We start from the raw sequence: 25026 nt of genomic DNA on the forward strand, positions 1-25026 counted from the left end.
ACAAACAACCTGATTTGGGAATCCTACGATTCTCTCAAAACAGGAAACGCTCTAGAACCTGATGCAGCGATCCGTGACAGGGCCCAAGACTGTCTATCAGCCTATCAGCGCCTGGATTTCGAGCTTTGTCGATTTGCAGCACACCGGATACCCGCAATTGACATGCATGTTTTCGCGGGCACCAAAGGTCGGGGCGGGCCTTTTTGAGACATGGCAATCTCTGTCGAAGGGATCGCCGCACGAAGGATTATGAAATTGACACCAGGAGCAATCCATTACCCCACATGACGTAACGTAAAGACTCAGTTATGGCTGATGGCATGGCGGATCTGAAACAGGACCGTCTGGCCGGCGCCAATTCAGGCAACCTCCCACTGAGTAGCGCCGGCCATTCTCTGTATCTGTAAGTTGCATCATCTGTAAGTTGCATCGCCGCAACACGTTTGGGAAATACGGAACCCGAACCCCTACGCCTAGCTTCCGTAAGGGAATTCTTCTGATATATCCCAACATAGATTTTGCGCGCGGCGTGGGGACAGGCAATGAAGTACATTCTGGCAGCAGCGATTCTGGGCAGCACTCTTACGTCGGCTATGGCAGCCGATGTTGTAAATGAGCTTCCAGTCGCTTCCACGTATGATTGGACAGGTGCCTATATCGGCGGCCAGATCGGTTACGCTTGGGGCAAAGACCATATCCAAGATGAAAACGTCGCCGCCGGCAATTCGGACTATTCGGATAGCTTCAGGGTCCGTGGGGTCACCGGAGGTATTTTTGCCGGTTATAATATGCAATGGGGCAACATCGTCGGCGGCATCGAAGGCGATATCGAGGCCTCAGGAATTGTCGGCCACAATCCGGACTGGCCGTTTGGCAGTGATGACAATACCCATGTCAACGCCCAAGGCTCATTGCGCGGACGCTTGGGCTATGCCTTCGACAATTGGCTTCCCTACGTCACCGGTGGTTTGGCGCTAGGAGATATTCGTACGAAGTTCGAGGATGGCGCGGCAACGGATTCCAAGTCGGAAGTCAAGGCTGGCTGGACGATCGGCGCTGGCGTCGCCTATGCTTTCAACAAAAACTGGGTCGGTCAGGCCGAATATCGTTATACAGATTTCGGCAAGGTCACGACTGTCACCGACAACACTGACTCGGGCTGGGAAGAGCACGAACACGTCAAGACCAACGAGTTCCGGATCGGGATCGCCTATAAATTCTGATTTGAGCCCGCTGTCATTGTAGCGTGGGAGGATGTTGTAGCCGGTCTTGCACGAGATATCGAAATCCCGGCAAAGCGCGGCCATCTTCTCGCCCCAAGCAGCCGGGCGATGGAACTTTTCTCCGACATTCTTGAAGTAGCTTGGCGGCGCAGGGCATGTCGGGCCTGTTAGGCGGCGTCGACCAGCGCGCCGGCGCCGATCTGCTGTGACAGAATCCGGGCTGCCAGCACGGCTGCTATAAGCAAGGTTCGTGCTTTTTTCAGAATTCCCGCATGGCGACGGCTTGCTCTCGTTCCGCGACAACAGCACCTGCCACTTCCGAAACTCGAAAAACGTCGCTTCGAGGCGTGCGAGGCGTCACCGACACCTCAAGTCAGACGGAAGAACTTCCGAAAACCAGCGAGACATTGCCGCCGGCGTGGCGCTCCAGCCTGCCGGCGAGGTCGAGTTCGAGCAGAACCATGAAGACCTGGGCCGGGTGCAGGCCGGTGTGGCGGATGATCTCGTCGACCGGGACCGGCGTTGGGCCGAGCGCCTCGATCACCTTGGCACGGTCGCTCTCACCGGGTGGCGTTGCGGCCGAGAAGTCGGGCGGCTCTTCGAACGGCGGAACTTCCGGTGCCCGCATGCCGGTCAGTGGGGCGATTGCCCTGGAAATATCTGTTGCTTCGGTAACCAGCGTGGCGCCGTCCTTGAGCAGGCCGTTGGTGCCGGCGGCGCGCGGATCGAGTGGCGAGCCGGGTACGGCGAACACCAGCCGGCCCATCTCGCCGGCAAGCCTGGCGCTGATCAGCGAGCCCGAACGTTGTGCCGCTTCGACCACTACCAGCCCGAGGGCCGCGCCCGCGACAAGACGGTTGCGGCGTGGAAAATCCTGGGCGCGCGGCTGCCAGCCGAACGGCATTTCCGAGATGATAGCGCCGCGCTCGGCAATGTCATCGCACAGGCTGGCATTCTCGGGCGGGTAGGGCAGGTCGAGACCTCCCGCCAGCACTCCGATCGTGCCGGTCGCAAGACTGCCCTGATGCGCCGCCGTATCGATGCCGCGCGCCAGGCCGGAGACGATTGCGTAGCCGTCGCGGCCGAGATCTGCCGCCAGCATGCGTGCCATCTTGATGCCGGCCAGCGATGCGTTGCGCGCACCGACGATAGCGACCCCCGGCAGCCGGAACACGGCTGCATTGCCCTTGACCGCCAACAGCGGTGGCGGATTGTCCATGCTCCGCAACAGCGGCGGATAGTCGGGCTCGCCGATGCCGACAAAGCGCGCGCCAGCCCGCCGGGCTGCCTCCAACTCCGCCTCGGCTTCAGCAACGGGAGTGATGCGGGCGATCCGGCTGGCGCCGCCCGAAATCATCAGTTCCGGCAGTATTTCCAGCGCCACCTCGGCTGAACCGAAGCGGTTGATCAGGTCACGGAAGGAGGCGGGGCCGACATTCTGGGTGCGGATCAGCCGCAGCCAGCTCAGCCGTTGCCGGTCGCTGAGGCGCGGCCCGGCGGACGGCTCGCTCACCCCTTGGCTCCGATCTTGCCCTCAGTGCCGGCAAGCAGCCGCGAAATGTTTTCCCGGTGCTTGATGAAGACGATGACACTCATCACCACGAACAAGGCGGCAATCTGCGGCGCACTCAGGAAATACAGGGCGATGGGCACCACGACGGCTGCCGTCAGCGCTGCAAGCGATGAGAACCGGAACAGGAAAGCCATCACCAGCCAGACGACGGCGAAGATCAGCGCCACCTGCCAGGCAAGGCCGACCAGCACGCCAAGATAGGTGGCCACGCCCTTGCCGCCTTTGAAGCCCAGCCATGCTGGGAAAAGATGGCCGAGAAAGGCGCCAAGGCCGGCCCAGATCGCCAGGTCAGGTGTGAAATGGCCTGCGATCAGCACGGCGGCGGTGCCCTTCAGCGCGTCGAGAAGCAGCGTCGCGGCAGCAAGCCCCTTGTTGCCGGTGCGCAGCACATTGGTGGCGCCGATATTGCCGGAGCCGATCTTGCGCACATCGCCGAGGCCGGCGGCGCGCGTCAGCAGGAGCCCAAACGGGATCGAGCCCAGGAGATAGCCAAACACCAGCGCCAGGATCAGGCCGTAAGTCATTGTTTCCCCCGCATTTCCCCTTGGCTGGTAGGATCAGGCGCGATGCGCCGCAGCCAGCTCAGCTCGAGAATACTGTGCGGCCCGCAACCAGCGTTTGCAAGACCTTGCCCTGCAGTCGCGCGCCTTCGAAACAGGTGTTTTTCGAGCGTGAGCGGATGCCGCTTTCGCTGACGATCCAGGGTTCGTCCAGATCGACCAGCGCAAGATCCGCCATCACCCCCGGTTTCAGCGTTCCGCCGTGCAGTCCAAACAGTCTTGCCGGCGCGGTGGACAAGGTCTCGATCAATCTGAGCAATGGCACATCGCCATTGTGGTAGAGCCGCAAAGCCGCGCCCAGCAGTGTTTCGAGCCCGATGGCGCCGGCTGCCGCGTCGGCGAAGGGCAGGCGCTTGGTGTCGACGTCCTGCGGATCGTGCGAGGAGACGATGATGTCGATCGTGCCGTCCCTGACCGCCTCGATCATCGCCAGCCGGTCTTCCTCGGCGCGCAGCGGCGGCGTCAGGCGGAAGAAGGTCCGGTACTCGCCGACATCGTTTTCATTGAGCGACAGATTGTGGATCGACACGCCTGACGTGACATTGGCATCGTCGGCTTTCGCTCTCTTCACGGCGTCCGCCGCCATCGCCGTCGAGATCTTGGCCGCGTGATAGGAGCCGCGCGTCAGCCGCGCCAGCGCCAGATCGCGCTCCAGCGGGATGGACTCGGCTTCGCGCGGGATGCCGGAAAGGCCGAGCCAGCTGGCATAGAGGCCTTCGTTCATGACGCCTGATGAGGCGAGGTCGGCATCCTGCGTCTCATGCACGATGGTGGCGCCGAAATCGCGCGCATAGGTCAGCGCGCGGCGCATCACCAGCGCGCTTGATATGGTGTGGCGGCCATCGGTGAAGGCCACGGCACCGGCTTCGCGCAGCAGGCCGAACTCGGTCATCTCCCGGCCGTCGAGGCCCTTGGTGATCGCCGCCGCCGGGAAGATGTTGACGATCGCCGTGTCCTTGGCGGTGCGCAGCACGAATTCGACCAGCGCCACGTTGTCGATCACCGGATCGGTGTCGGGCATCATGACGATCGAGGTGACGCCGCCGGCCGCCGCCGCGACACTCGCCGAAGCGATGGTCTCGCGATGCTCGCCGCCGGGTTCGCCAATGAAGACGCGGCCGTCGATCAGGCCGGGAATGATCGCCTTGCCGGCACAGTCGATGACAGTGGCGCCTTCCGGCGCGCCCTGGTTCAGTACCGCCTTGCCGGCGGCAGCGATTTTCCTGCCGTCGACGATAACGGAGCCGACTTCGTCGATGCCGCGCGAGGGGTCGACAATGCGTGCGCGCTCAAAGACCATTATGCTCATGCGCCACGGCCCTCGTGGTTGCGGCGCGGGTCGAGTAGCGCTTCCATCACCGCCATGCGCACGGCGACGCCCATCTCCACCTGTTCCTGGATGACGCTTTGCGGGCCATCGGCGATTTCCGAGGCGATCTCGACGCCACGGTTCATCGGCCCGGGATGCATCACCATTGCATCGTCCTTGGCCGCTTTGAGCTTTTCGGCATCTAGGCCGAAATAGCGGAAATATTCGCGCACCGAAGGCACGAAGGCGCCTTCCATGCGCTCGCGCTGCAAGCGCAGCATCATCACCACGTCGGCGCCCTTGAGGCCCTCGGCCATCGATCGGGTGACGATAACGCCCATTTTCTCAATGCCACTGGGCAGCAGCGTCGACGGCGCGATGGCCCGCACCTGCGCGCCAAGTGCATTGAGCAGCATGATGTTCGAACGCGCCACGCGTGAGTGCAGGATGTCGCCGCAGATCGCCACGATGAGCTTGGACAACGGACCCTTGGCGCGGCGGATGGTCAGAGCGTCAAGCAGCGCCTGCGTCGGGTGTTCATGCGCGCCGTCGCCGGCATTGACCACGGAGCAGCCGACCTTCTGCGCCAGAAGAGCGGCCGCACCGGCCGACTGGTGGCGGATGATCAGGATGTCGGGCCGCATGGCGTTAAGCGTCATCGCCGTGTCGATGAGTGTTTCGCCCTTCTTCACCGAGGAGCTTGCCACCGACATGTTCATGACATCGGCGCCGAGCCGTTTTCCGGCGAGTTCGAACGACGACTGCGTACGTGTCGAAGCTTCGTAGAAGAGGTTGATCTGGGTGCGGCCGCGCAGCGTCGAGGTTTTTTTCTCGGACTGACGCGAGATCGCGACCGCCCGATCCGCCCTGTCGAGCAGAAGCTCGATATCGGCGGGGGAAAGGTCGCGGATGCCCAGAAGATGGCGGTGGGGGTAGAGCGGCAGGGACGAAGCGTCGGTCATCTCAAGGCGCTGCTATAGGGCGCGGATTTTGCGCCTGCAAGCGCCAGCTTTGGATTGAAGCCTTTCTCCCCGGTATTTTCGTCGCGCGCGTTGCATGGCTTGGGCTATATCTAGCCGATGGCCCCGGATTCGTGGCTTTCCGACGATAAGGCCTTTCTACGGATAAAAGGATTGGGCGTGACCGACGACGTGACGAACCAGCCGCCGCCGCTGACGGGCGGCAACGCCTGGCGGGGGGATCCGTTGCTGATCCAGCTTGCCGAACGCTTTTCCGATCCGGTGCGCAAGGATCTCGACGGGCTCGGCCGTTTCGTGCTGACACAGGAGGCGCAGGAACTGGCCCGCCTCGCCAATGTCGAGACGCCGAAGCTGAGGACGCATGACCGCCAGGGACGACGCATCGACCTGGTCGAGTTCCATCCCGCCTATCACGCCTTGATGCGCCGCTCGGTGGCGAACGGGCTGCATTCCTCGGTCTGGGAAAACGGCGACGCCGAGATCGGCCGTCGCCATCAGGTTCGGGCCGCCCGGTTCTATCTGACCGCGGAACTGGAGACCGGGCATCTTTGCCCGATCACCATGACCAGCGCTTCGCTGGCGGCATTGATGGCCAGCCCGAAACTGTTTCGCGAATGGGCGCCGCGCGTGACGACGCGCAAATATGACCAGAGCCAGAAGCCGCCGGTCGAGAAGGCGGGGCTGACGCTCGGCATGGGCATGACCGAGAAACAGGGCGGCACGGATGTGCGGGCCAATGTGACAAGGGCGGAGCGCGCCGGCAGCGGGTTCTATCGCCTGACCGGACACAAATGGTTCATGTCAGCGCCGATGTCGGACGCCTTCCTGGTGCTTGGACAGGCGCCGGAGGGGCTGTCGTGCTTCCTCGTGCCGCGCATTCTCGGCGACGGTTCGGGCAACGGCTTTCGCTTTCAGCGGCTGAAGGACAAGCTCGGCAATCGTTCCAACGCTTCCTCCGAGGTGGAATTCGTCAACGCCATCGGCGAGATGGTCGGCGAACCAGGCGCCGGCGTGAAGACGATCATGGACATGGTGACGCTGACACGGCTCGACTGTGCGGTGGCGTCTTCGGCGATCATGCGCGCCGGCCTGGCCGAGGCCGTTCATCACGCCCGCCATCGCCAGGTGTTCGGCTCGACGCTGATCGAGCAGCCGCTGATGCAGCGCGTGCTGGCCGACATGGCGCTCGACGTCGCCGCCGCCACCGCGCTGTCGTTCCGGCTGGCGCGTTCCTTCGACGAGGCGGCAAGCGACCGCGGCGAGGCCGCGTTTGCCCGTGCCATGACGCCGGTCGTCAAATACTGGGTCTGCAAGATCTCGCCGCCGCTGCTCTATGAGGCGATGGAGTGTCTCGGCGGCAATGGTTATGTCGAGGAGGCGCCACTCGCCCGCTACTATCGCGAAGCTCCGGTCAACGCGATCTGGGAAGGGTCGGGCAATGTCATGGCGCTCGACGTGCTGCGTGTGCTTGGCCGCGCGCCTGGTTTGTTCGAGGATGTACTGGCCGGCATCGACCGCGATCTCGGCGCTGGCGGACGCGGCACGATCGGTGTGCTGAAGGCGGCGATGCAGGTCGCTGCGACCGACGAGGGTTCGGCCCGGCTGCTCACCGAACAACTGGCGCTGTCGGCGGCGGCGGCGGAATTGCGCCGGCTGGGGGCAGGGCGAATCGCGGATGCCTTCGTCGAGACGCGATTGGCCGGTCAGTGGCGCAACACCTATGGCATGCTCGATTCGCGCCATGATGCGCGCATGATCATCGATACGCTCTATCCGCCGGTGAACTGAGCCACGAACGTCGCGCAAAACCGGTACCATCCTGATTCAAGGTACTCACCGGCATCGTCGCAACACCCTGTGGATGGCCGTTAACCTTAACAAATGGTTTCCGTTGCGGCGGCGAGCGGCAAAGCCCACTGTCTGGCGAGAGCACGGAATGGTTCAAATTGGCCATCCTTTGCTCTGCGAAGCAGGAACGCCGATGCGACACGTACTGAGCTCTTTTCTGGCCTTGCACTGGGCGATCGTTTTCGGCCTGCTCGCGCTCATCTGCATCGACGGAAATCGCGGCGTGGCGGCGGCGCTCGGCGTGCTGGGTGCCACCATCGAGGGCACTCGCTTCGTCGATCTCGACAACGTCATCGTGGTGGCGCCACTCGCCACCGCATTGCTTGTCGTGGCGGTGCTGTTTTTCTGGGCCTTTGTCGAAACCCTGGTCAACGACGCGACCAGCGCGGGAGCCGACAGCGTTGCCCGCATCGCTTTCATCTCAGCCTCCGGTGTGTTGTCGCTGATCGTCATCGGTGGCGCCGCGCAAGGTATCAATGGGCTGCTAATGGCTGTCGCCGTGCAGTTGGCCGCACTTCTGGCGTCCTATGTCGCCATGCTCACCGAACGACGGTCCGCGGTTGCGGCAGCCGCTTCGGGCGAGGGCGAGATCCGCGCCGTCGCCCACGGCATGGCAAAGGCCGCCGCGCACAACTCGCTGCTTTCGCTCATCTCCGGCCGGACAGGGTCCGATCCGAAGGGAGGCCGCTGATGCGTTACGTCTTCGCATTGTGGGCGGCGCCGATGGCGATCTTCTGGGGCTGGTTCTATCTGTCGGCCAACGACATCAATTTCGGCTACGTCATGTTCAGCCGGCAGATGCACGACTTCTTCTTCCAGCTCTATGGTCAGATGCTCGGCATCGATCCAGCCATCATCCCCGGCATGGTGGCGAAGACCTGCATCTTCGACGGGTTTCTGCTGATGGCGCTGTGGGCGTTCCGCCGTCGCCGCGAAATCGCCGGCTGGATCAAGCAGCGCTGGGCGGCTCGGGTTCCGTTCGAGCGGACGCACCAAGCGACTGAAGCCGGTCAAGAACTCCCTGCAGAATAAAGGCCGCCGCCGCCGAATCGATCTTGCCGGCGCGTTTGCGGCGGGAGAAATCCATCTCGATCAGCGTTCTTTCGGCCGCGACCGTCGATAGTCTTTCATCCCAGAGCACGAAGGGCAGGTCGCTCATCTGCGCCATGTTGCGGACGAAGGCGCGCGATTTCTGCGCACGCGGCCCTTCCGACCCGTCCATGTTGATCGGCAGTCCGATCGCCACAGCGCCGACATTCTCCTTGCGCAGCAAGGCCAGCAGCACGGCGGCGTCGAGCGAGAATTTCTTTCGCAGGATGACCGGGCGCGGATGAGCGAAGGAAAACCTCTGGTCCGAGACCGCGACCCCGATCGTCTTGTCGCCGAGGTCAAGTCCCGCCAGCGTCTTGCCGCCGGCGAGCCGTGCCGGCAATTCCTCGATGCTGATAACACCCAACGGCTGTCCTTTGCCTCTCAACGCCGCACGTTCTCTCAAACGCGCAACGGACACAGTAACCCTTTATCTCGGGGCTATCGGCGTTCTATCCTCTGGCAAGGCAAAAATCGAGGAATGCATTCATGAAACTGACTTGGTACGGCCACTCGGCCTTCCGCATCGAAACCGCTGATGCAAGGATCCTCATCGATCCCTACCTGATCGGCAATCCGTCGTGGACGGGGGGCTGGGAAGGGCCGGCCGAGGGAGTGACGCATGTGCTGCTGACGCACGGGCACAGCGACCACATCAGCGGCGCGGTGGAAGTGCTCGGCAAGAGCGGCGCCCAGCTGGTCGCCAATTTCGAGATCTGCATGTATCTGGTCGGCAAGGGCGTCAGTGACAAGAAGATCAACCCCGGCAACATTGGCGGCACCGTCGATTGTGGCGGTTTCACCACCACATTCGTCCAGGCGCTGCACTCATCCTCGTTTCCGGGTGAGGGCGGCCAGAACACCTATCTCGGCAATCCGGGCGGCCTTGTCCTGCATTTCCCGGAAGACAGGACGCTCTACCACATGGGCGACACCGACATCTTTTCCGACATGGCGCTGATCAACGAGTTGCACGAACCGAAGATCGGCATCGTGCCGATCGGCGACCGCTTTACCATGGGTGGCGCGGTGGCAGCGCTCGCCTGCCGCCGGTTCTTCAAGTTCGAGACGGTCGTCCCTTGTCACTTCGGCACGTTTCCGATGATCGATCCGACCGCCGAGAAATTCGAGGCAGGCCTGGAAGGATCCGGTGTGAAGGTGGCATTGCCTGACATCGGCGAGACGATCACGCTTTAGAAACAGAGAAAGCGGAATGAAACCATGGCCTTGAGGCAATCTCTTTGCGTGTCCATGTTTGTCGCGGCGTCGCCGGCGCTCGCTGCGGATGATTTCATCGACGGTGTCTACCTTCAGTCCGAGGAGCTTTGCGCACAGGCCAAAAAGGATACGCTGCAGACGCTGATCGACGCCGGCAACATCGTGCTTTCGGCACACGGCCTGCAAGGCGTCGAATACAATTGCGAGTTCGTGCAGATCAGCAAGGCGACACGTTCGCCAAGCTGGGCGGTAACGGCGATCTGCCAGGAACCGGGATATGTCTTTCCGGATGTCCTCTCGGTGACGAGGATGAGCCCGACGCAGCTCGATCTCGTGTCGGTCCGGCCCATCGAAGACGAAAGCGAGGCAAGCGGCAACAGCGGCAGCTACTATCGGTGCGAGGGCATGGTGCTGCCGTGAGGTCATTCGCCCGATCGTGGGCAGCGCATGTTGCGCACCGCGCGCCGCGCCGCTATAGCCCGGACTGGTTTTCCCCGAGGCAAGAAAATGTCCGTTGATCTTCAAACAGTGAAGCGCGTTGCGCGTCTCGCCCGTATCGCGGTGAGCGAAGAAGATGCCGAACGCATGACCGGCGAGCTGAACGCCATTCTGGGCTTCGTCGAGCAGTTGAACGAGGTCGATGTTTCCGGCGTCGAGCCGATGACCTCGGTGACGCCGATGGAGATGAAGAAGCGCCAGGACGTCGTCACCGATGGCAACAAGGCGGCGGATATCGTCGCCAACGCACCGGCGACAGAAGAGAATTTCTTCCTCGTGCCGAAGGTCGTGGAGTAGCGGGCCGATGGCAATCGAGATCGCCATTGAGACGCCGCTGCAGGACGATGTGCGTGGCCTGGTCGAGGAACTCAACGAAACGTTGCTCGAACTGACGCCGCCGGAGCACTGCTACCACATGACGGTCGAGCAGATGGCCGGTGCTGATACTACCGTTTTCATAGCCCGCGACAATGGCCTGGCCATCGGCTGCGGTGCGCTGAAGCGCCACGATGGCGCCGTCGGCGAGGTCAAGCGGATGTATACACGCCCTTCGCATCGCGGTCAGAGGATCGGCGCCAGGATCGTCGAGCGTGTCGAGGCGCTGGCGCGCGACGAGGGCCTGAAGCGCCTGGTGCTGGAGACCGGCGATCGTCATCCCGCCGCCTGGACCGTCTACGAACGTGCCGGATTTTCGCGCTGCGGCCCGGTACTGGATTATCCCGATTCCGATTGGTCGGTTTTTTACGAAAAGAGCCTTTGATGAGCGACCTGACCCAGCTGACGATCTCCCAGGCCCGCGCCAGGTTGCGCGGCAAGGAAATTACCGCGACCGAGATCACCGAGGCCTATCTCGCGGCCATCGATCGTGCCAATCCGGCGCTCAATGCCTATGTCGCGGTGACCGGCGACAAGGCGCGCGACATGGCCAAGGCCTCCGACGCCAGGCTGGCCAAGGGCGAGGGCGGGGCGCTGGAAGGCATTCCGCTCGGCATCAAGGACCTGTTCGGCACCGAAGGCGTCCACACCCAGGCCTGCAGCCATGTGCTCGACGGCTTCAAGCCGCGCTACGAATCGACCGTTAGCGCCAATCTGTGGGCCGACGGCGCGGTCATGCTGGGCAAGCTCAACATGGACGAATTTGCCATGGGCTCGTCCAACGAGACGTCCTATTATGGGCCGGTCATCAACCCGTGGCGGCGATCGCGCCTCGATACGGTGGTGATGCCGACAACGCATCAGGGCGACGGCGGCTTCGTCTCAGCCGGCGGCACCAGGACCGCACGAACCCTGGATAATGCGCAGCTGGTGCCGGGCGGTTCTTCCGGCGGTTCGGCGACCGCTGTCTCGGCCTTTCTGTGCGCCGGCGCCACGGCGACTGATACCGGCGGCTCGATCCGCCAGCCTGCCGCCTTCACCGGCACGGTCGGCATCAAGCCAACCTATGGCCGCTGCTCGCGCTGGGGCATCGTCGCCTTCGCCTCGTCGCTCGACCAGGCCGGACCGATCGCCCGCGACGTACGCGATGCCGCGATCCTGCTCAAATCGATGGCGTCCGTCGATGCGAAGGACACAACGTCGGTCGACCGGCCGGTGCCGGACTACGAGGCAGCGATCGGCAAGCCGATCAAGGGCATGAAAGTCGGCATCCCGAAGGAATACCGCGTCGACGGCATGCCCGAGGAGATCGAGGCGCTGTGGCAGAAGGGCATTGCCTGGCTGAAGGACGCCGGCGCCGAGATCGTCGACATCTCCCTGCCGCATACCAAATACGCGCTGCCGGCCTACTATATCGTGGCGCCCGCCGAGGCTTCGTCCAACCTCGCACGCTATGATGGCGTCCGCTACGGGTTGCGCGTGCCGGGCAAGGACATCGTCGACATGTACGAGAAGACCCGCGCCGCCGGTTTCGGCCGCGAGGTCAAGCGCCGCATCATGATCGGCACCTACGTGCTGTCGGCCGGCTACTACGACGCCTACTATCTGCAGGCGCAGAAGGTACGCAACCTGATCAAGCGGGACTTCGAGAATGTCTTCGCCGCCGGCGTCGACGTCATCCTGACCCCGGCAACACCGTCAGCCGCCTTCGGCATCGCCGACGAGGATATGGCCGCCGATCCGGTCAAGATGTACCTGAACGACATCTTCACTGTCACAGTGAACATGGCGGGCCTGCCGGGCATCGCCGTGCCCGCCGGGCTCGACGCCAAGGGGCTGCCGCTCGGCCTGCAGTTGATTGGCCGGCCGTTCGATGAGGAAACGCTGTTCCAGACCGCTGCCGTCATCGAGCAGGCGGCCGGCACATTCCAGCCGCAGAAGTGGTGGTAGGGTCGTTTCTCATCTGATGAGGTGAGGGATGTTCTTCTATCTATCCAAGATCTTCTGGTTCTTCATCCAACCGCTCAACCTGACGATCTTCCTGCTGCTGGCGGGGCTGATCGCCGCCATGATCGGCCGGCGGCGGCTTGCCGCCACCGGCAGCGTGCTCGCTTTTCTGGTTCTTGCGCTGTCGGCCTGGACGTCACTCGGCGCCATGATGCTCAATCCGCTCGAGCAGCGCTTTGCGCGCCCGCCGCTGCCGGAAAAGGTCGACGGCATCGTCGTGCTCGGCGGTGGCCTGGAAGGCGTCATCAACCTGGCGCGTGGCGGCTATGAGCTGAATGCCGGCGGCGACCGCATGGTCGAGGCGGCAATCCTCGCCCGGCGCTTTCCCACGGCCAAGGTGGTCGTTTCCGGCGGCAGCGGCGAACTGTTCCTGGAAGGCGAGGGCGACGCCGACACGGCACCCCAACTGCTCGGCGCGCTTGGCGTGGCTTCGGAGCGGCTGATCCTGGAGAACAAATCCCGCAACACCTACGAGAACGCCGTCTTCACCAAGGCGTTGATAACGCCGAAGCCTGGGGAGACCTGGCTGCTGGTGACCTCGGCATTCCATATGCCGCGCGCCAAGGCGCTGTTCGACAAGGCCGGGTTTGCGACCCTTCCCTGGCCGGTCGATTATCGCACTTCGGGGCGGGAAGGCGTTGGGCTGTTCCGCGACAACCCAGCCGATTCGCTGCAAGCAACCACCGTGGCGATCCGTGAATGGATCGGGCTCTTCGCCTATTGGCTGTCGGGCAGGATCGATCAGCCTTTCCCGGGTCCGGGCGGCTGACCGATCACGGCGCGCCGCGCCGCTGAGAAGAACTGGCGTCGCACCAGAACGGCCAGCAGCAGGAGCGTCGACAGCACGAACACCGCCGGGTCGACGAACCAGCCGAGATAGCCGATCGAGAAAAACACGCCACGCAGGCCGGAATTGAAATGCTTGCCGGCGAGCATGTTCATCTGCGCCGCACGCCACACCGCCGCCTCGGTGACCGGGTTGCGCGAGGCTTCGCCGTGCGGGATCGGCACGGCGCCGATCAGGATCGTGCAATAGTTGAACAGTCGGTAGGCCCAGCCGAATTTGAAGAAGGAAAACGCAAGGATCAGCACCAGTCCGAACACCTTTATCTGAAAGGCCGCGCGCGATGGCGCGCCGCCCAGGGGCAGGGTGCTGAGCACTTCGAGAACCCGGTCGGACGCACCGAGCAAGGCAAAGCAACCGCCGAGCGCGATCAGCGAGCTGGAGGCGAAGAACGCGGTTCCCTGCTGCAGGCCGCTCATGATGGCGGTGTCGACGATGCGGATCTCCCGCTCGGCCATGGTGCGCATCCAGGCTTCGCGTTGCGCATTCATCGCCGTCGTCAGCGATACGCGGCGAACCAGCTTGCCGTCGGAGGCAAGCGTGTGCAGCACCCACACGACGAGGAAGAAAGCCAGCGCCGCGAGATCGGCAGTCGAAAGGTTGAGGGAATCGCCCATGGGCTGAATTTATCACATTCAGCGCGATCGCTTCGATGACCGGCATGTAGCGATCGACAACCAATGTCGCTGCCGGAGCATACAAGGTCGGCAAGTGCAGCGCCGCGATTTCCAAAAGAGCGGAAACATCGTGGGAATTCCTATATGTAGTCCTCGACGTGACTCCAGGAGACAACGTGTTCCTTTCGGTTTTCGACCTGTTCAAGATCGGTATCGGTCCTTCGAGCTCGCACACGATGGGGCCGATGACGGCCGCGGCGCGGTTTCTCGACGAGGTCGCAGGAAACGACTGGCCGCGTCCGGCCGGCGTGAAGGTCGACCGTCTCGCCGCCAGTTTGCATGGATCGCTCGCCTATACCGGCATCGGCCACGGCAGTGACCGCGCCGTCATTCTCGGTCTTGCCGGTCTTACGCCGCAGACTGTCGATCCCGATCAGGCTGACGGCATTGCCAGCCGCATCACGGCCGAGAAGCGCATTTCTCCACCCGGCCACCCTTCCTACCGTTTCGACCCGGCCACCGATCTGGTGCTGGACCGCAAGACGCCGCTCACCGGCCATGCCAACGGCATGGCGTTCTATGCCTATGACGCCGGCGACCGCCTGCTGCTCAAGCGCATCTACTATTCGGTCGGCGGCGGCTTCGTGGTTTCTGAAGAAGAACTGCAGCGGATCAAGGCCAAGGGGTCGGTGACGACCGAAGGCAAGAAAGTGCCGTATCCCTTCAAGAATGCCGTCGAGATGCTGGCGATGGCCGGCAAAAGCGGGCTCTCCATCGCCGACATGAAGCGCATCAACGAGGAGACACAGATGTCGCGCGAGGAGCTCGACGCCGGCCTCGACGGCATCTGGAGCGCCATGAAAGGCTGCATCGAACGCGGCCTGTCGCAGGACGGCATCATGCCGGGCGGGCTGAAGGTGCGCCGACGCGCAAGAATGCTGCACGACAAGCTGCAGGAACAGTGGCAGCAGAACAAACCCAATCCCTTGCTCGCCAATGACTGGCTGTCGATTTACGCGATGGCCGTGAATGAGGAGAACGCCGCCGGTGGGCGCGTGGTCACCGCGCCGACCAATGGTGCCGCCGGCACGCTGCCGGCGGTTCTGCGCTACTGGCTGCATTTCCATCCCGAGGCCGACCAGCCGAGCATCCGCGACTTCCTGCTGACGGCGGCGGCCGTCGGCGGCATCATCAAGACCAATGCCTCGATCTCGGGCGCCGAGGTTGGCTGCCAGGGCGAGGTCGGATCCGCGTCGGCGATGGCCGCGGCCGGTTTGTGCGCCGTCATGGGCGGCACGCCCGAACAGGTCGAGAACGCCGCCGAGATCGCGCTCGAGCATCATCTCGGCATGACCTGCGATCCGGTCGGCGGGCTTGTCCAGGTGCCGTGCATCGAGCGCAATGCGCTGGGCGCGGTCAAGGCGGTGACCGCCGCGTCACTGGCCATCAAGGGCGACGGCGTCCATTTCGTGCCGCTCGACGCGGCGATCGAAACGATGCGCCAGACCGGCCTCGACATGAACGAGAAGTACAAGGAAACCAGCCTTGGCGGGCTCGCCGTCAACGTCGTGGAGTGCTGAGAGTCTTCTGTCAGGCTTGGTATCCGTGGATTGGCACTGTGGAGAAGTCCGTCAGGCCGTTGACGCGTCGGCGTCCCGGACTAAACCTTAGCAAATGGCTCTCAACATTCTAAAACTCTGCGTCGGCTGCGACAGCGTCGAGGATCTCGAAGAGTGGATCGCCTTTCGCCTCGACGAGCGGCGGCGCGCCGGGGAGCCGGCGGAACACTGGCACACCACGCGCATGGTGCCGACGCGTGGCGCCGAGATTACCGATGGCGGTTCGCTCTACTGGGTGATCAAGGGCAATGTGCAATGCCGCCAGTTGATCACCGAGATCCGGCCGTTCACCGACGACGAAGGTATCGGCCGCTGCCATCTGATGCTGGATGCGCAAGTCGTGCGCACCGACTGGCAGCCGCGTCGGGCGTTTCAGGGCTGGCGCTATCTGAAACCATCGGACGCACCGCTCGATCTTGGCAAGGGCAAGGCTGGGCTGATCGAGATGCCGCCGAAACTCAGGCGCGAGCTTGCCGATCTCGGCTTGCTGTAGGCCGGGCAAAACGGAGCTGCTTTTCGGCGATCATCCGCGATCCTGGCCCTTCGTGTCGTTTTGATGTGGGACTTGCAAGCGGTGCGGCAACGCCACATCTTGAATTCCATGAGCGACAAGAAGCAGCCCGTGCCTGCAAAGACCAATCCCGTGCCGGTCAAGCCTCGATCGAGCACGGGCGAGATCGACGCCTTCATCCGTCAGGCGCGGACCTTCGCCGCGTCTGGTTTGGGCAGGCTGATCCTTTCTCTTGATGCGACGATGAGCCGCCAGCCGACCTGGGATCTGGCCACCACGCTGCAAGGTGAGATGTTCGACGCTGTCGGCAAGGTCGGAAGCCTGAGCGTTCAACTGGTCTATTTCCGTGGCCTTGGCGAGTGCCGTTCATCCGGTTTCGTAGTCGACACCAATGCCTTGAAGCAGCTCATGACGGGGATCGAATGCCGCGCCGGCCACACCCAGATCGGCAAGGTGCTCGTCCATGCTTTGAAGGAAACGGCGGCCGCCAAGGTCAATGCGCTCGTCTACATCGGCGACGCGATGGAAGAGAACGTCGACGATCTCGCCGAGAAAGCCGGCAGACTCGGCCTGCACGGCGTTCCCGTCTTTATCTTCCAGGAAGGTCATGATTCCGGTGCGGAAAGAGCGTTCAAGGAAATAGCACGGCTGTCCAAAGGGGCATGGTTCCGATTTGATCGGCGGGCCGCCGCGACTTTGGCTGGGCTGCTTTCGGCTGTTGCCGTGTTCGCGGCCGGTGGGCTGAAGGCGCTCGAGGCCAGGGGCAGGCCAGAAGATCGGCTGATGATCGAGCATCTGCGGGGCGGCGGGAATTGATGGGCGCAATCATCGCACTGGTAGCATTGCTTTTGGTGCTTTTGGGCGCGGCCACGATCTTCCTCCGCGCGGACCCGGCAAGATTGGCCAGCAGCATGAAGACGCTCGGGCCGGTCCTTCTGGGGCTGGTCGGTGTCGCTGTGGTTGTGGTCGGCCGCGAAGGCATCGGCGGCATCATCCTGTCAGCGGCGATCGCCTGGTATGGTTCCATGCGGATGAAGCAGCCGACGGCAAAGCTCGCGCCGGGCAAGCGTTCGACGGTGCGTACCGCGGCACTCGAAATGGAGCTTGATCACGGTACCGGTGGCCTGGAAGGCATTGTGCTGGCCGGTCGCCATGAAGGCAAGATGCTTGGCTCGATGGGGTTGGCGGAGTTGCTGGATCTCTACCGCGAGATCTCCGGCGATCCGGAGAGCCGGCAACTTCTAGAGACGTATCTTGACGGCAGATTTCCCGTCTGGCGCAAAAACGCTGAGACGAACGGTGGCGAAGGGCTGGGTGTTGCGCCAGGTTCGGGCGCCATGACTAAGGAGGAGGCCTACAAGGTCCTTGGTCTTGAAGCGGGGGCCGCCGCGGCGGATGTCCGCAAGGCGCACCGCCGCCTGATGCAGCGCCTGCACCCCGATATCGGCGGCACGTCTTTCCTGGCGGCGCGGATCAACGAAGCCAAGGACGTCTTGCTCTCTAATCACAACTAGTCTCCTTCGACGCAGAACTTTTTTCCGGGAGATTGTTCGACGCCGCCCTACTGCTGGACGGCGTAGCACTCGATGTTCTTCTTCTTCAAAGCGGTGCAGGCCTTCCAGGCGGCGGTTTTCGAACCAAAGCCACCGAAGCGAGCGCGGTAGTAGGTGACGCCGTCCTTGTCGAAGGCGACGGTGAAGCCGGAAGCGTCGGCCAGCACCTTGGGTGCCTGCTTGGTGGTCTTGTCGAGGAAGGCCTGGGCCTCAGACTGTTTTGGCGAGGAGGCGACCTGGATGGCCCAGCCCGACGGCACCGAAGCCGTGTTGACCGGGTCGACAGTCGGCGCCGGCTCGGCATAGGCGGCCACGACCTGGGCCGTGGCGACCTGAGGGGCGGAGACGATGACCGTCTTCACCTTCCTTGCCGGAACAACCGGTTTGGCTTCTTCAACCGCGGCATTGTCGTCGGAACTGTCATCGCCCTCGGCAACGGTCGAGTCGTCGGCGACGGCTGCATCAGCACTGGCTACTGCCACCGGCTTGTCGTCAGGCGTCGGCGCGTCGTGCTTGGGCAGCAGCACCTTGGCGAGTGCCTTGATCGGGTTGCCACTGTCGGCCTGGGCGATCAGGGCGCCACCGCCGCGCGTCGAGGCCCTCGGCAAGTAGGTGTTGATCAGGGACGCCATCTGGTTGTCGCGGCTGCCGCCGGAGGTGCCGCCCATGACCACGGCGACGAGGCGGCGATTGCCGTCGGAAACCGACGAGACCAGATTGAAGCCGGAGGCGCGGGTATAGCCGGTCTTGATGCCGTCGACGCCCTTGATGCGTCCGAGCAGCCGGTTGTGACCATTGATGCGCTGACGGCCATAGAGAAAGGACCGCTGCGAGAAGTAGGCGTAATACTGCGGGAAATGTTCCCTGAGCGCGATGCCAAGTGTCGCCATGTCACGTGCCGTCGTGAACTGGCCGGGGTCGGGCAACCCGTTGGCATTGCGGAAGACGGTGCCGTTCATGCCCAGTTGCCGCGCCTTGGCTGTCATCATACGGGCGAAATTGGTTTCGCTGCCGCCGAGCATTTCGCCGAGCGCCGTTGCAGAGTCGTTCGCCGACTTGGTGACTATCGACAGGATCGCGGTGTCGACGGTGACCGAGCCGCCAGCCTTCACGCCGAGTTTGGTCGGCGCCTCGGCGGCGGCATGGGCGGAAAACACGACCGGTGAGTTCCGGCTGATCTTGCCCTTCGCCAGCGCCTCGAAGGTCAGATAGAGCGTCATCATCTTGGTCAGCGACGCCGGGTAGCGCCTGCCGTCGGCATCGGCCGAATAGAGCACCTTGCCCGTCTTGGCGTCGACCACGATGGCGGCCGACCTCGCCGCCAGTGACGAGGCGGCGTCGGCAACGACGAACGTCATCGCCATGGCGACGATCATGATCGTTTTGAGGGAAGAGGTGGATTTGGAAACGATGCCCGACAACGCCTGACGCACTGATACTTCCTTTGAATTCTCGTTGCTTCGGAGGCGGCAAAGGGATCCTGCCCCACTTCCGGTCAAGCTACCGGGGCAGCGTTACCAATCCGTTTATGGTAACCGCCGCGTTCACCATTTTCTTCGGGCTTGAAGTTCTCTTTATTCGATTTTTAGCCATTGCCTGCGCAGGCACGCCTGCAGGACCGGCGGAATATTGACTTTTGTGCGGCGCACAATATATTATCGTGCATTGCACAAGGGCGCCCCGAAGAAGGACGCTTCAACCGTCAAGGGAATGCGTGAAATGACCCAGACCTATGAGGACTTCAGCAAATACGGCAAAGAGTTTGCCGACACCGGATTGAAGAGCTTTGCTTCGCTCTCCAAGGGCGCGCAGGCGATCGCCACCGAGGCTGGCGAATACACCAAGAAGAGCTTCGAAGCCGGCAGCGCCGTGGTCGAGAAGATGTTTTCGGCCAAGTCGCTGGAAAAGGCGATCGAGATCCAGTCCGACTATGCCAAGCAGTCCTACGAGGCGTTCGTCGCCGAGGCCACCAAGATTGGCGACCTTTATGCCGAGCTCGCCAAGGAAGCCTACAAGCCGTTCGAATCGATCGTCGCCAAGGCGAAGTAATTTCGCCCGGGCGAAGTGATTTCGCCTGACGTGACCCAGATCTGGCCTTTTGGCCCGGGACAAAGCCCGGCCGCGGAAACGTGGCCGGGTTTTTTCATGTCAATTTCAGCTCTGGGGCCTCGTGCCCCTTCACGATTGCGAAAATCGTCCAAGTTTGGCCACCTAGCCATATTGTCAGCTAAACAGAAGGGCTTAAAATCGTCCATCGAACACCTACATGTCGAACTCGCATGAGGATTCGAAAGAGGCAGGAATACGTGACTATCGGTTTGACTGCCACGAGACACGTGGTGCGAATGCAAAACGGCGACGGCGAGGGCAATGAGGCCGGCCGTGGAACGGCCGTCATTACGCGCACCAAGACCAAAACCAAGAAGCCCAGCCTCTATCGGGTTCTCATCCTCAACGACGACTACACGCCCATGGAGTTCGTGGTTCACGTGCTGGAGCGTTTTTTCCAGAAGGATCGCGAAGCCGCCACACGCATCATGCTTCATGTTCACAATCATGGAGTGGGCGAGTGCGGGGTCTATACTTTCGAGGTGGCCGAGACCAAAGTGTCCCAGGTCATGGATTTCGCCCGACAGAATCAGCATCCGCTGCAATGCGTGATGGAGAAGAAGTGAGGTAACATGCCGGCTTTCTCCCAAGGCCTGGAAAAGGCGCTTCACCAGGCGCTGACGCTCGCCAATGAGCGGCACCATGAATACGCAACCCTTGAACATCTGCTGCTCGCGCTCATCGACGACACCGAGGCGGCCGCCGTCATGCGCGCCTGCAATGTCGATCTCGACGAACTGAAGCACACGGTTCTCACCTATATCGACACCGAGCTCGACAATCTCGTCACCGGCTACGACGAGGACTCCAAGCCGACAGCCGGTTTCCAGCGCGTCATCCAGCGCGCGGTGATCCACGTGCAGTCGTCGGGCCGCGAGGAAGTGTCGGGTGCCAACGTGCTCGTCGCCATCTTCGCCGAGCGCGAGAGTCATGCCGCCTATTTCCTGCAGGAACAGCAGATGACCCGCTATGACGCGGTCAACTACATCTCGCACGGCATCGCCAAGCGTCCCGGTGCATCCGAGACACGCTCGCCACGTGGCGCCGATGACGAACAGGGCGGCCAGAATGGCGCCGAGCCGCAAGAGGAAGGCGGCAAGAAAAAGCAGCAGCAGGACGCGCTGACCGCATATTGCGTCAACCTCAACAACAAGGCCAAGGCCGGCAAGATCGATCCGCTGATCGGCCGCGAGTTGGAGATCAACCGCACCATCCAGGTGCTGTGCCGCCGTTCCAAGAACAACCCGCTCTATGTCGGCGATCCCGGCGTCGGCAAGACGGCGATCGCCGAGGGCCTCGCCAAGCGCATCGTCGAGGGCGACGTTCCCGAAGTGCTGCACAACGCCACCATCTTCGCGCTCGACATGGGCACGCTGTTGGCCGGTACGCGCTATCGCGGCGATTTCGAGGAACGGCTGAAGCAGGTCGTCAAGGAACTCGAGGATTATCCAGGTGCCGTGCTGTTCATCGACGAGATCCATACGGTGATTGGCGCCGGGGCGACATCGGGCGGTGCCATGGACGCATCCAACCTGTTGAAGCCGGCGTTGTCATCGGGTGCGATCCGCTGCATCGGCTCGACCACCTACAAGGAGTTCCGCCAGTTCTTCGAGAAGGACCGTGCCCTGGTGCGGCGCTTCCAGAAGATCGACGTCAACGAGCCGACCATCGAGGACGCCATCGAGATCATGAAGGGCCTGAAGCCCTACTATGAGGAGTTCCACAAGGTGAAGTTCACCAACGAGGCGATCAAGGCCTCGGTGGAACTGTCGGCCCGCTATATCAACGACCGCAAGCTGCCGGACAAGGCGATCGACGTGATCGACGAGACCGGCGCCTCGCAGATGCTGGTGCCCGAGGCCAAGCGCAAGAAGACCATCGGCATCAAGGAGATCGAAGCGACGATCGCCACCATGGCCCGTATCCCGCCGAAGACGGTTTCGGCCGACGACGAGAAGGTGCTGCAAGGCCTCGACATCGAACTGAAGCGCGTCGTCTATGGTCAGGACACCGCGATCACCGCGCTGACCTCGGCCATCAAGCTGGCGCGTGCCGGCCTGCGCGAGCCGGAAAAGCCGATCGGCTCCTACCTGTTCTCGGGGCCAACCGGCGTCGGCAAGACCGAAGTGGCCAAGCAATTGGCCGCCTCGCTCGGTGTGGAGCTGATCCGCTTCGACATGTCGGAATATATGGAGCGCCATACCGTTTCACGGCTGATCGGCGCGCCTCCCGGCTATGTCGGCTTCGACCAGGGCGGTCTTTTGACCGACGGCGTCGACCAGCATCCGCATTGCGTGCTGTTGCTGGACGAGGTCGAGAAGGCACATCCGGACCTGTTCAACATCCTGTTGCAGGTGATGGATCACGGCAAGCTGACCGACCACAACGGCAAGCAGATCGACTTCCGCAATGTGATCCTGATCATGACCACCAATGCGGGCGCTTCCGATGCGCAGCGCGCGGCGATCGGTTTCGGATCGACCAAGCGCGAAGGCGACGATGTCGAGGCTATCAACCGGCTGTTCACGCCGGAGTTCCGTAACCGGCTCGATGCGATCATCCCGTTCGGCTCGCTGCCGGTGCCGGTCATCCATCAGGTGGTGCAGAAGTTCGTCATGCAGCTCGAAGCCCAGCTGTCCGAGCGTGGCGTCACCTTCGACCTGTCGCCGGAGGCGATCGCCTGGTTGGCCGACAAGGGCTATGACGAGCGCATGGGGGCGCGGCCGCTCGGCCGGGTCATCCAGGAGCACATCAAGAAGCCGCTGGCTGACGAGGTGCTGTTCGGCAAGCTCAAGAAGGGCGGCACGGTGCGCGTCACCGTCGAGAAGAAGGAAACCGGCGAGACCGGCCTGAAGCTCGAATCGCTCGCCGACGAGGCACCGGTCAAGCCGAAGAAGGAAGAGCCGGAGGATGCTCCCAAGCCGCGCAAGGCCGTGGCGAAAAAGCCCGCGGCGAAGAAGCTGGTGATGCAGAAGCCGGAGCCCAAGGGCAAGGACGGCGGCAAGCGCAGCCTCGTACCGCAACTGCCACGAAAGAACTGACCCTGACGAAAGTCGAGAAGCCCCGGAAACGGGGCTTTTTTGTTGGAATAGAGGACGATGGTAGAGGCGTCCGCTGTCACGCGTCGGCGGTCAGCGCGGAGACGTTCTTTGGATGCACCATGCCTTCCTCGATCATGTCGGCCAGCGTGGCAATCTCAAGCATCATGCGATCCTGCAGCTCCCCATCGGGACAGCATTGTGCGCTCATGCGCAGCCGGGCGAGGGAGGCTTGGAGATCCCGCCCGAATGTCCGCAATGTGTTGGCGCGCCGATCGAGCAACTTGCGCGTTCTTGATCGCAAAATGCCGAAGGATTCACTCAGGCTGTGGATTTCCGCAGTGCCATCAATCGCCGAGAGCGACGGGGCGTCGTCACTCAGGCTGCTTCGCCGGGCCATCTCCGCCAGCCGAACCAGTGGGCGCGTTATCCGACGGCTGGAGTACAACAACAGAATAAGGATCGGCGCCGCAAACATTGCGAATCGTATGTTCTCAGAGAACGCCTCCTGCAGGGAGGGGAGATTCTCCGGGATTTGCGGGCGGAATATTATTGATCGTGCATCGCCAAGCCGGACCGCCACATCGCCACTTCCCTGTATTGGGCCATCGCTCCAGAACCGGCCGAACAAGCCCGCCACTGCGGAGACAGATTCTTCGCGGAAAGCGCGGTCATCAGGTGTCGTGGATCGCAGATCGAGCACGGCGTTTACTTGCAAATCGCGCAATTCAGCCGAAAACCCTGCCTTTGCGGCGGCCTGTAGGGCCGCCGCCTGCTGTGAAGGGGACGCAGCGAGACGTACCTGGTCGGCCAACATCAGCATTCGCCCAGCCACGAAGCTTGCCCATTCCCGCTGCTCTTTCTGCACCTCGACATAGGACACCGCCAAGACGGCAAAGATGGCAAGCAATGAGAGCGGAAGCGCCGACAGAAGGAAGATCTGCCTCGTCAATGAATTCGTCCAGGGCCAGTTCATCATGCAACCCTCTCGACTTTCTAAATGTCCCTCGGCCGGGAAATGCCTGGTTGGCGGTTGCCAATCACTGGGATGGATTGGCTGGTCCGTGAACGGCAAGCGTGTTCGGGCGGATCTTGGCGGATTTGTCCGTCCAGGAAGGCGGTGCTCCAACCTTGGCGCCGATCATACCGAACAGTCCGGGCGCCCGACCAAAGGTCTCGCAGGCCGCGTATTTCGGCTTGCCGCCGAGGAATGATTTTATGCGTTGGCCGGACGGTATCGAGAGCTGCAATCCGGCTGGCGGTTTGCCACTGACGAGCATGCGCGAAAAGTCGTTTCCGAAAGTACTGCCCAGACTGTAGGCGTCGCCAATCTCCGACACCATGGCCTCGTTGGTGAAGGAATTTGCTCCCCGGGACCACACGATGGCGGCGCGCTGGACGCCGTTGCGATCAAGCGCCTCCGCCTCGACCGCCAGCCCGCCGAAGCCCATGGGAAGGCGTGGGATGCCGACCGGCAGCACGGCGCTGCTGCCGAGCGATACCGCCTTGGATACGCCGGCGGTGATTTTTTCCGTCGGCACGAGGTCGGTGATAGTGGACTTGACCGTCAAGTCCGCGGGCTGACCTTCAGCAACCACTTGGTACTTGTCGCTGAGCGCGACGCACATTGCCCGATCAAGCGCGTTCAACACCAGGGCGCGATCCTGGACCTGCTTCACGCGGGATGCCGCGCTTGCTGAAAACACCGTCGGCGAAATGCTGATGGATTTTACGCTTGCAAAAGCCCGACCGTCGACGAAGGTGCGCGACTTGTTGAATTTCCCCTTGGCCGGGCCGAGCTGGTTGTAGGACGTCAGCGTTCCCGCTTCCTTGAGAGGCACCGAACTGCAGCCGGCAAATGCCAGCGGCAGCCCGATGCATGCGATCTTCAATCGCAGCATCCGGGCGGACCACGCCGTCGAGGGGCGTGATTGAGGCGTTATGGTCTTGGACATGTGTCGTCAGGCCTTCCCTTGTTGGTTCATGGGAAGTGTCCTGAAGTTGCAGAATTACGGCAGCATTACACAGCCTTGAGCGGTTCGATATCGCTCGGCG

General features: G+C 62.6%; 27 protein-coding genes. 18 read left to right on the forward strand and 9 right to left on the reverse strand.

Annotated elements, in window-relative coordinates; all coding sequences use genetic code 11:
• Together NR193_RS21520 and NR193_RS21525 are read left to right on the forward strand one after the other, a co-directional pair.
• A partial coding sequence (locus NR193_RS21520) for a hypothetical protein (protein WP_256752772.1) occupies positions 1-207 on the forward strand: 207 nt, incomplete at its 5' end.
• Between the two features lie 335 nt (positions 208-542).
• Positions 543-1223, forward strand: a complete 681-nt coding sequence (locus tag NR193_RS21525) for an outer membrane protein (RefSeq protein WP_256752773.1) — start codon at positions 543-545, stop codon at positions 1221-1223.
• Positions 1224-1596: 373 nt separating this feature from the next.
• Here the strand turns inward: NR193_RS21525 and dprA are convergent, their stop codons facing one another.
• From dprA to NR193_RS21545, 4 genes are read right to left on the reverse strand one after another with little or no spacing between them, the layout of a single operon-like run.
• A complete protein-coding gene (dprA, locus tag NR193_RS21530; protein WP_256752774.1) occupies positions 1597-2736 on the reverse strand; it encodes a DNA-processing protein DprA in 1140 nt (379 codons plus the stop codon).
• Positions 2733-3320 (reverse strand): glycerol-3-phosphate 1-O-acyltransferase PlsY, encoded by a 588-nt coding sequence (plsY, locus tag NR193_RS21535; RefSeq protein WP_256752775.1) that lies wholly within the window; start codon positions 3318-3320, stop codon positions 2733-2735. Before plsY ends, dprA begins: the two co-directional genes overlap by 4 nt.
• A 58-nt stretch (positions 3321-3378) precedes the next feature.
• On the reverse strand, positions 3379-4665 hold the full coding sequence (locus NR193_RS21540) for a dihydroorotase (protein ID WP_256752776.1): 1287 nt from the start codon (positions 4663-4665) through the stop codon (positions 3379-3381).
• On the reverse strand, positions 4662-5627 hold the full coding sequence (locus NR193_RS21545; RefSeq protein WP_256752777.1) for an aspartate carbamoyltransferase catalytic subunit: 966 nt from the start codon (positions 5625-5627) through the stop codon (positions 4662-4664). Before NR193_RS21545 ends, NR193_RS21540 begins: the two co-directional genes overlap by 4 nt.
• A 177-nt stretch (positions 5628-5804) precedes the next feature.
• Here NR193_RS21545 and NR193_RS21550 point away from each other — a divergent pair, with 177 nt between their 5' ends.
• From NR193_RS21550 to NR193_RS21560, 3 genes are all read left to right on the forward strand, one after another.
• A complete protein-coding gene (locus NR193_RS21550; RefSeq protein WP_256752778.1) occupies positions 5805-7433 on the forward strand; it encodes a DNA alkylation response protein in 1629 nt (542 codons plus the stop codon).
• A 193-nt stretch (positions 7434-7626) separates the two neighbouring features.
• Positions 7627-8184, forward strand: coding sequence for a hypothetical protein (locus NR193_RS21555; protein WP_256752779.1), 558 nt, complete (start codon positions 7627-7629; stop codon positions 8182-8184).
• A complete protein-coding gene (locus tag NR193_RS21560; RefSeq protein WP_256752780.1) occupies positions 8184-8525 on the forward strand; it encodes a DUF6105 family protein in 342 nt (113 codons plus the stop codon). The genes NR193_RS21555 and NR193_RS21560 overlap by 1 nt, the downstream gene beginning before the upstream one ends.
• Here the strand turns inward: NR193_RS21560 and ruvX are convergent.
• Positions 8443-8949 (reverse strand): Holliday junction resolvase RuvX, encoded by a 507-nt coding sequence (gene ruvX, locus NR193_RS21565; RefSeq protein WP_256752781.1) that lies wholly within the window; start codon positions 8947-8949, stop codon positions 8443-8445. The genes NR193_RS21560 and ruvX overlap by 83 nt on opposite strands.
• A 122-nt stretch (positions 8950-9071) precedes the next feature.
• Here ruvX and NR193_RS21570 point away from each other — a divergent pair, with 122 nt between their 5' ends.
• The 6 genes from NR193_RS21570 to NR193_RS21595 all read left to right on the forward strand — a co-directional run bounded on the left by NR193_RS21570 (position 9072) and on the right by NR193_RS21595 (position 13449).
• Positions 9072-9779, forward strand: coding sequence for a metal-dependent hydrolase (locus NR193_RS21570; protein ID WP_256752782.1), 708 nt, complete (start codon positions 9072-9074; stop codon positions 9777-9779).
• A gap of 24 nt (positions 9780-9803) precedes the next feature.
• Positions 9804-10220 carry a hypothetical protein gene (locus tag NR193_RS21575; RefSeq protein WP_256752783.1) on the forward strand — a complete coding sequence of 139 codons (417 nt, stop codon included), beginning with the start codon at positions 9804-9806 and terminating at the stop codon, positions 10218-10220.
• Positions 10221-10307: 87 nt separating this feature from the next.
• Entirely contained in the window at positions 10308-10595 is a 288-nt protein-coding gene (gene gatC / locus NR193_RS21580; protein WP_010909575.1) for an Asp-tRNA(Asn)/Glu-tRNA(Gln) amidotransferase subunit GatC, read from the forward strand.
• Positions 10596-10602: 7 nt separating this feature from the next.
• On the forward strand, positions 10603-11058 hold the full coding sequence (locus NR193_RS21585; RefSeq protein WP_256752784.1) for a GNAT family N-acetyltransferase: 456 nt from the start codon (positions 10603-10605) through the stop codon (positions 11056-11058).
• Positions 11058-12623 carry an amidase gene (locus tag NR193_RS21590; RefSeq protein WP_256752785.1) on the forward strand — a complete coding sequence of 522 codons (1566 nt, stop codon included), beginning with the start codon at positions 11058-11060 and terminating at the stop codon, positions 12621-12623. Before NR193_RS21585 ends, NR193_RS21590 begins: the two co-directional genes overlap by 1 nt.
• A gap of 28 nt (positions 12624-12651) precedes the next feature.
• Entirely contained in the window at positions 12652-13449 is a 798-nt protein-coding gene (locus NR193_RS21595; protein ID WP_256752786.1) for a YdcF family protein, read from the forward strand.
• Here NR193_RS21595 and NR193_RS21600 read toward each other — a convergent pair.
• The gene (locus tag NR193_RS21600) at positions 13422-14141 is read right to left on the reverse strand and encodes a DUF599 domain-containing protein (RefSeq protein WP_256752787.1); all 720 of its coding nucleotides are present in this window, start codon (positions 14139-14141) and stop codon (positions 13422-13424) included. The genes NR193_RS21595 and NR193_RS21600 overlap by 28 nt on opposite strands.
• A 176-nt stretch (positions 14142-14317) precedes the next feature.
• Here NR193_RS21600 and NR193_RS21605 point away from each other — a divergent pair, with 176 nt between their 5' ends.
• The 4 genes from NR193_RS21605 (at position 14318) to NR193_RS21620 (ending at position 17785) form a co-directional block, all read left to right on the forward strand.
• Positions 14318-15721 carry an L-serine ammonia-lyase gene (locus tag NR193_RS21605; protein WP_256752788.1) on the forward strand — a complete coding sequence of 468 codons (1404 nt, stop codon included), beginning with the start codon at positions 14318-14320 and terminating at the stop codon, positions 15719-15721.
• 94 nt (positions 15722-15815) lie between these two features.
• A complete protein-coding gene (locus NR193_RS21610; RefSeq protein ID WP_256752789.1) occupies positions 15816-16253 on the forward strand; it encodes a DUF1489 family protein in 438 nt (145 codons plus the stop codon).
• 108 nt (positions 16254-16361) lie between these two features.
• Positions 16362-17087, forward strand: a complete 726-nt coding sequence (locus tag NR193_RS21615) for a VWA domain-containing protein (protein ID WP_256752790.1) — start codon at positions 16362-16364, stop codon at positions 17085-17087.
• Complete coding sequence (locus NR193_RS21620) at positions 17087-17785, forward strand: DnaJ domain-containing protein (protein WP_256752791.1); 699 nt, start codon at positions 17087-17089, stop codon at positions 17783-17785. Before NR193_RS21615 ends, NR193_RS21620 begins: the two co-directional genes overlap by 1 nt.
• A 47-nt stretch (positions 17786-17832) precedes the next feature.
• Here NR193_RS21620 and NR193_RS21625 read toward each other — a convergent pair whose 3' ends face one another.
• Complete coding sequence (locus tag NR193_RS21625; RefSeq protein ID WP_256752792.1) at positions 17833-19257, reverse strand: D-alanyl-D-alanine carboxypeptidase; 1425 nt, start codon at positions 19255-19257, stop codon at positions 17833-17835.
• 286 nt (positions 19258-19543) lie between these two features.
• Here NR193_RS21625 and NR193_RS21630 point away from each other — a divergent pair, with 286 nt between their 5' ends.
• The 3 genes from NR193_RS21630 (at position 19544) to clpA (ending at position 22974) form a co-directional block, all read left to right on the forward strand.
• Entirely contained in the window at positions 19544-19873 is a 330-nt protein-coding gene (locus NR193_RS21630) for a phasin family protein (RefSeq protein WP_256752793.1), read from the forward strand.
• A gap of 296 nt (positions 19874-20169) precedes the next feature.
• A complete protein-coding gene (gene clpS / locus NR193_RS21635; RefSeq protein WP_256752794.1) occupies positions 20170-20499 on the forward strand; it encodes an ATP-dependent Clp protease adapter ClpS in 330 nt (109 codons plus the stop codon).
• A 6-nt stretch (positions 20500-20505) separates the two neighbouring features.
• Positions 20506-22974 (forward strand): ATP-dependent Clp protease ATP-binding subunit ClpA, encoded by a 2469-nt coding sequence (clpA, locus tag NR193_RS21640; RefSeq protein ID WP_256752795.1) that lies wholly within the window; start codon positions 20506-20508, stop codon positions 22972-22974.
• A gap of 76 nt (positions 22975-23050) precedes the next feature.
• Here the strand turns inward: clpA and NR193_RS21645 are convergent, their stop codons facing one another.
• Together NR193_RS21645 and NR193_RS21650 are read right to left on the reverse strand one after the other, a co-directional pair.
• A complete protein-coding gene (locus NR193_RS21645) occupies positions 23051-23950 on the reverse strand; it encodes a hypothetical protein (protein WP_256752796.1) in 900 nt (299 codons plus the stop codon).
• A gap of 61 nt (positions 23951-24011) precedes the next feature.
• Positions 24012-24872 carry a DUF3313 domain-containing protein gene (locus tag NR193_RS21650; protein WP_256752930.1) on the reverse strand — a complete coding sequence of 287 codons (861 nt, stop codon included), beginning with the start codon at positions 24870-24872 and terminating at the stop codon, positions 24012-24014.
• Between the last annotated feature and the right edge of the window lie 154 nt (positions 24873-25026).

Origin of the sequence: Mesorhizobium sp. Mes31, from assembly GCF_024519675.1 — a bacterium.
Taxonomy (GTDB): domain Bacteria; phylum Pseudomonadota; class Alphaproteobacteria; order Rhizobiales; family Rhizobiaceae; genus Mesorhizobium.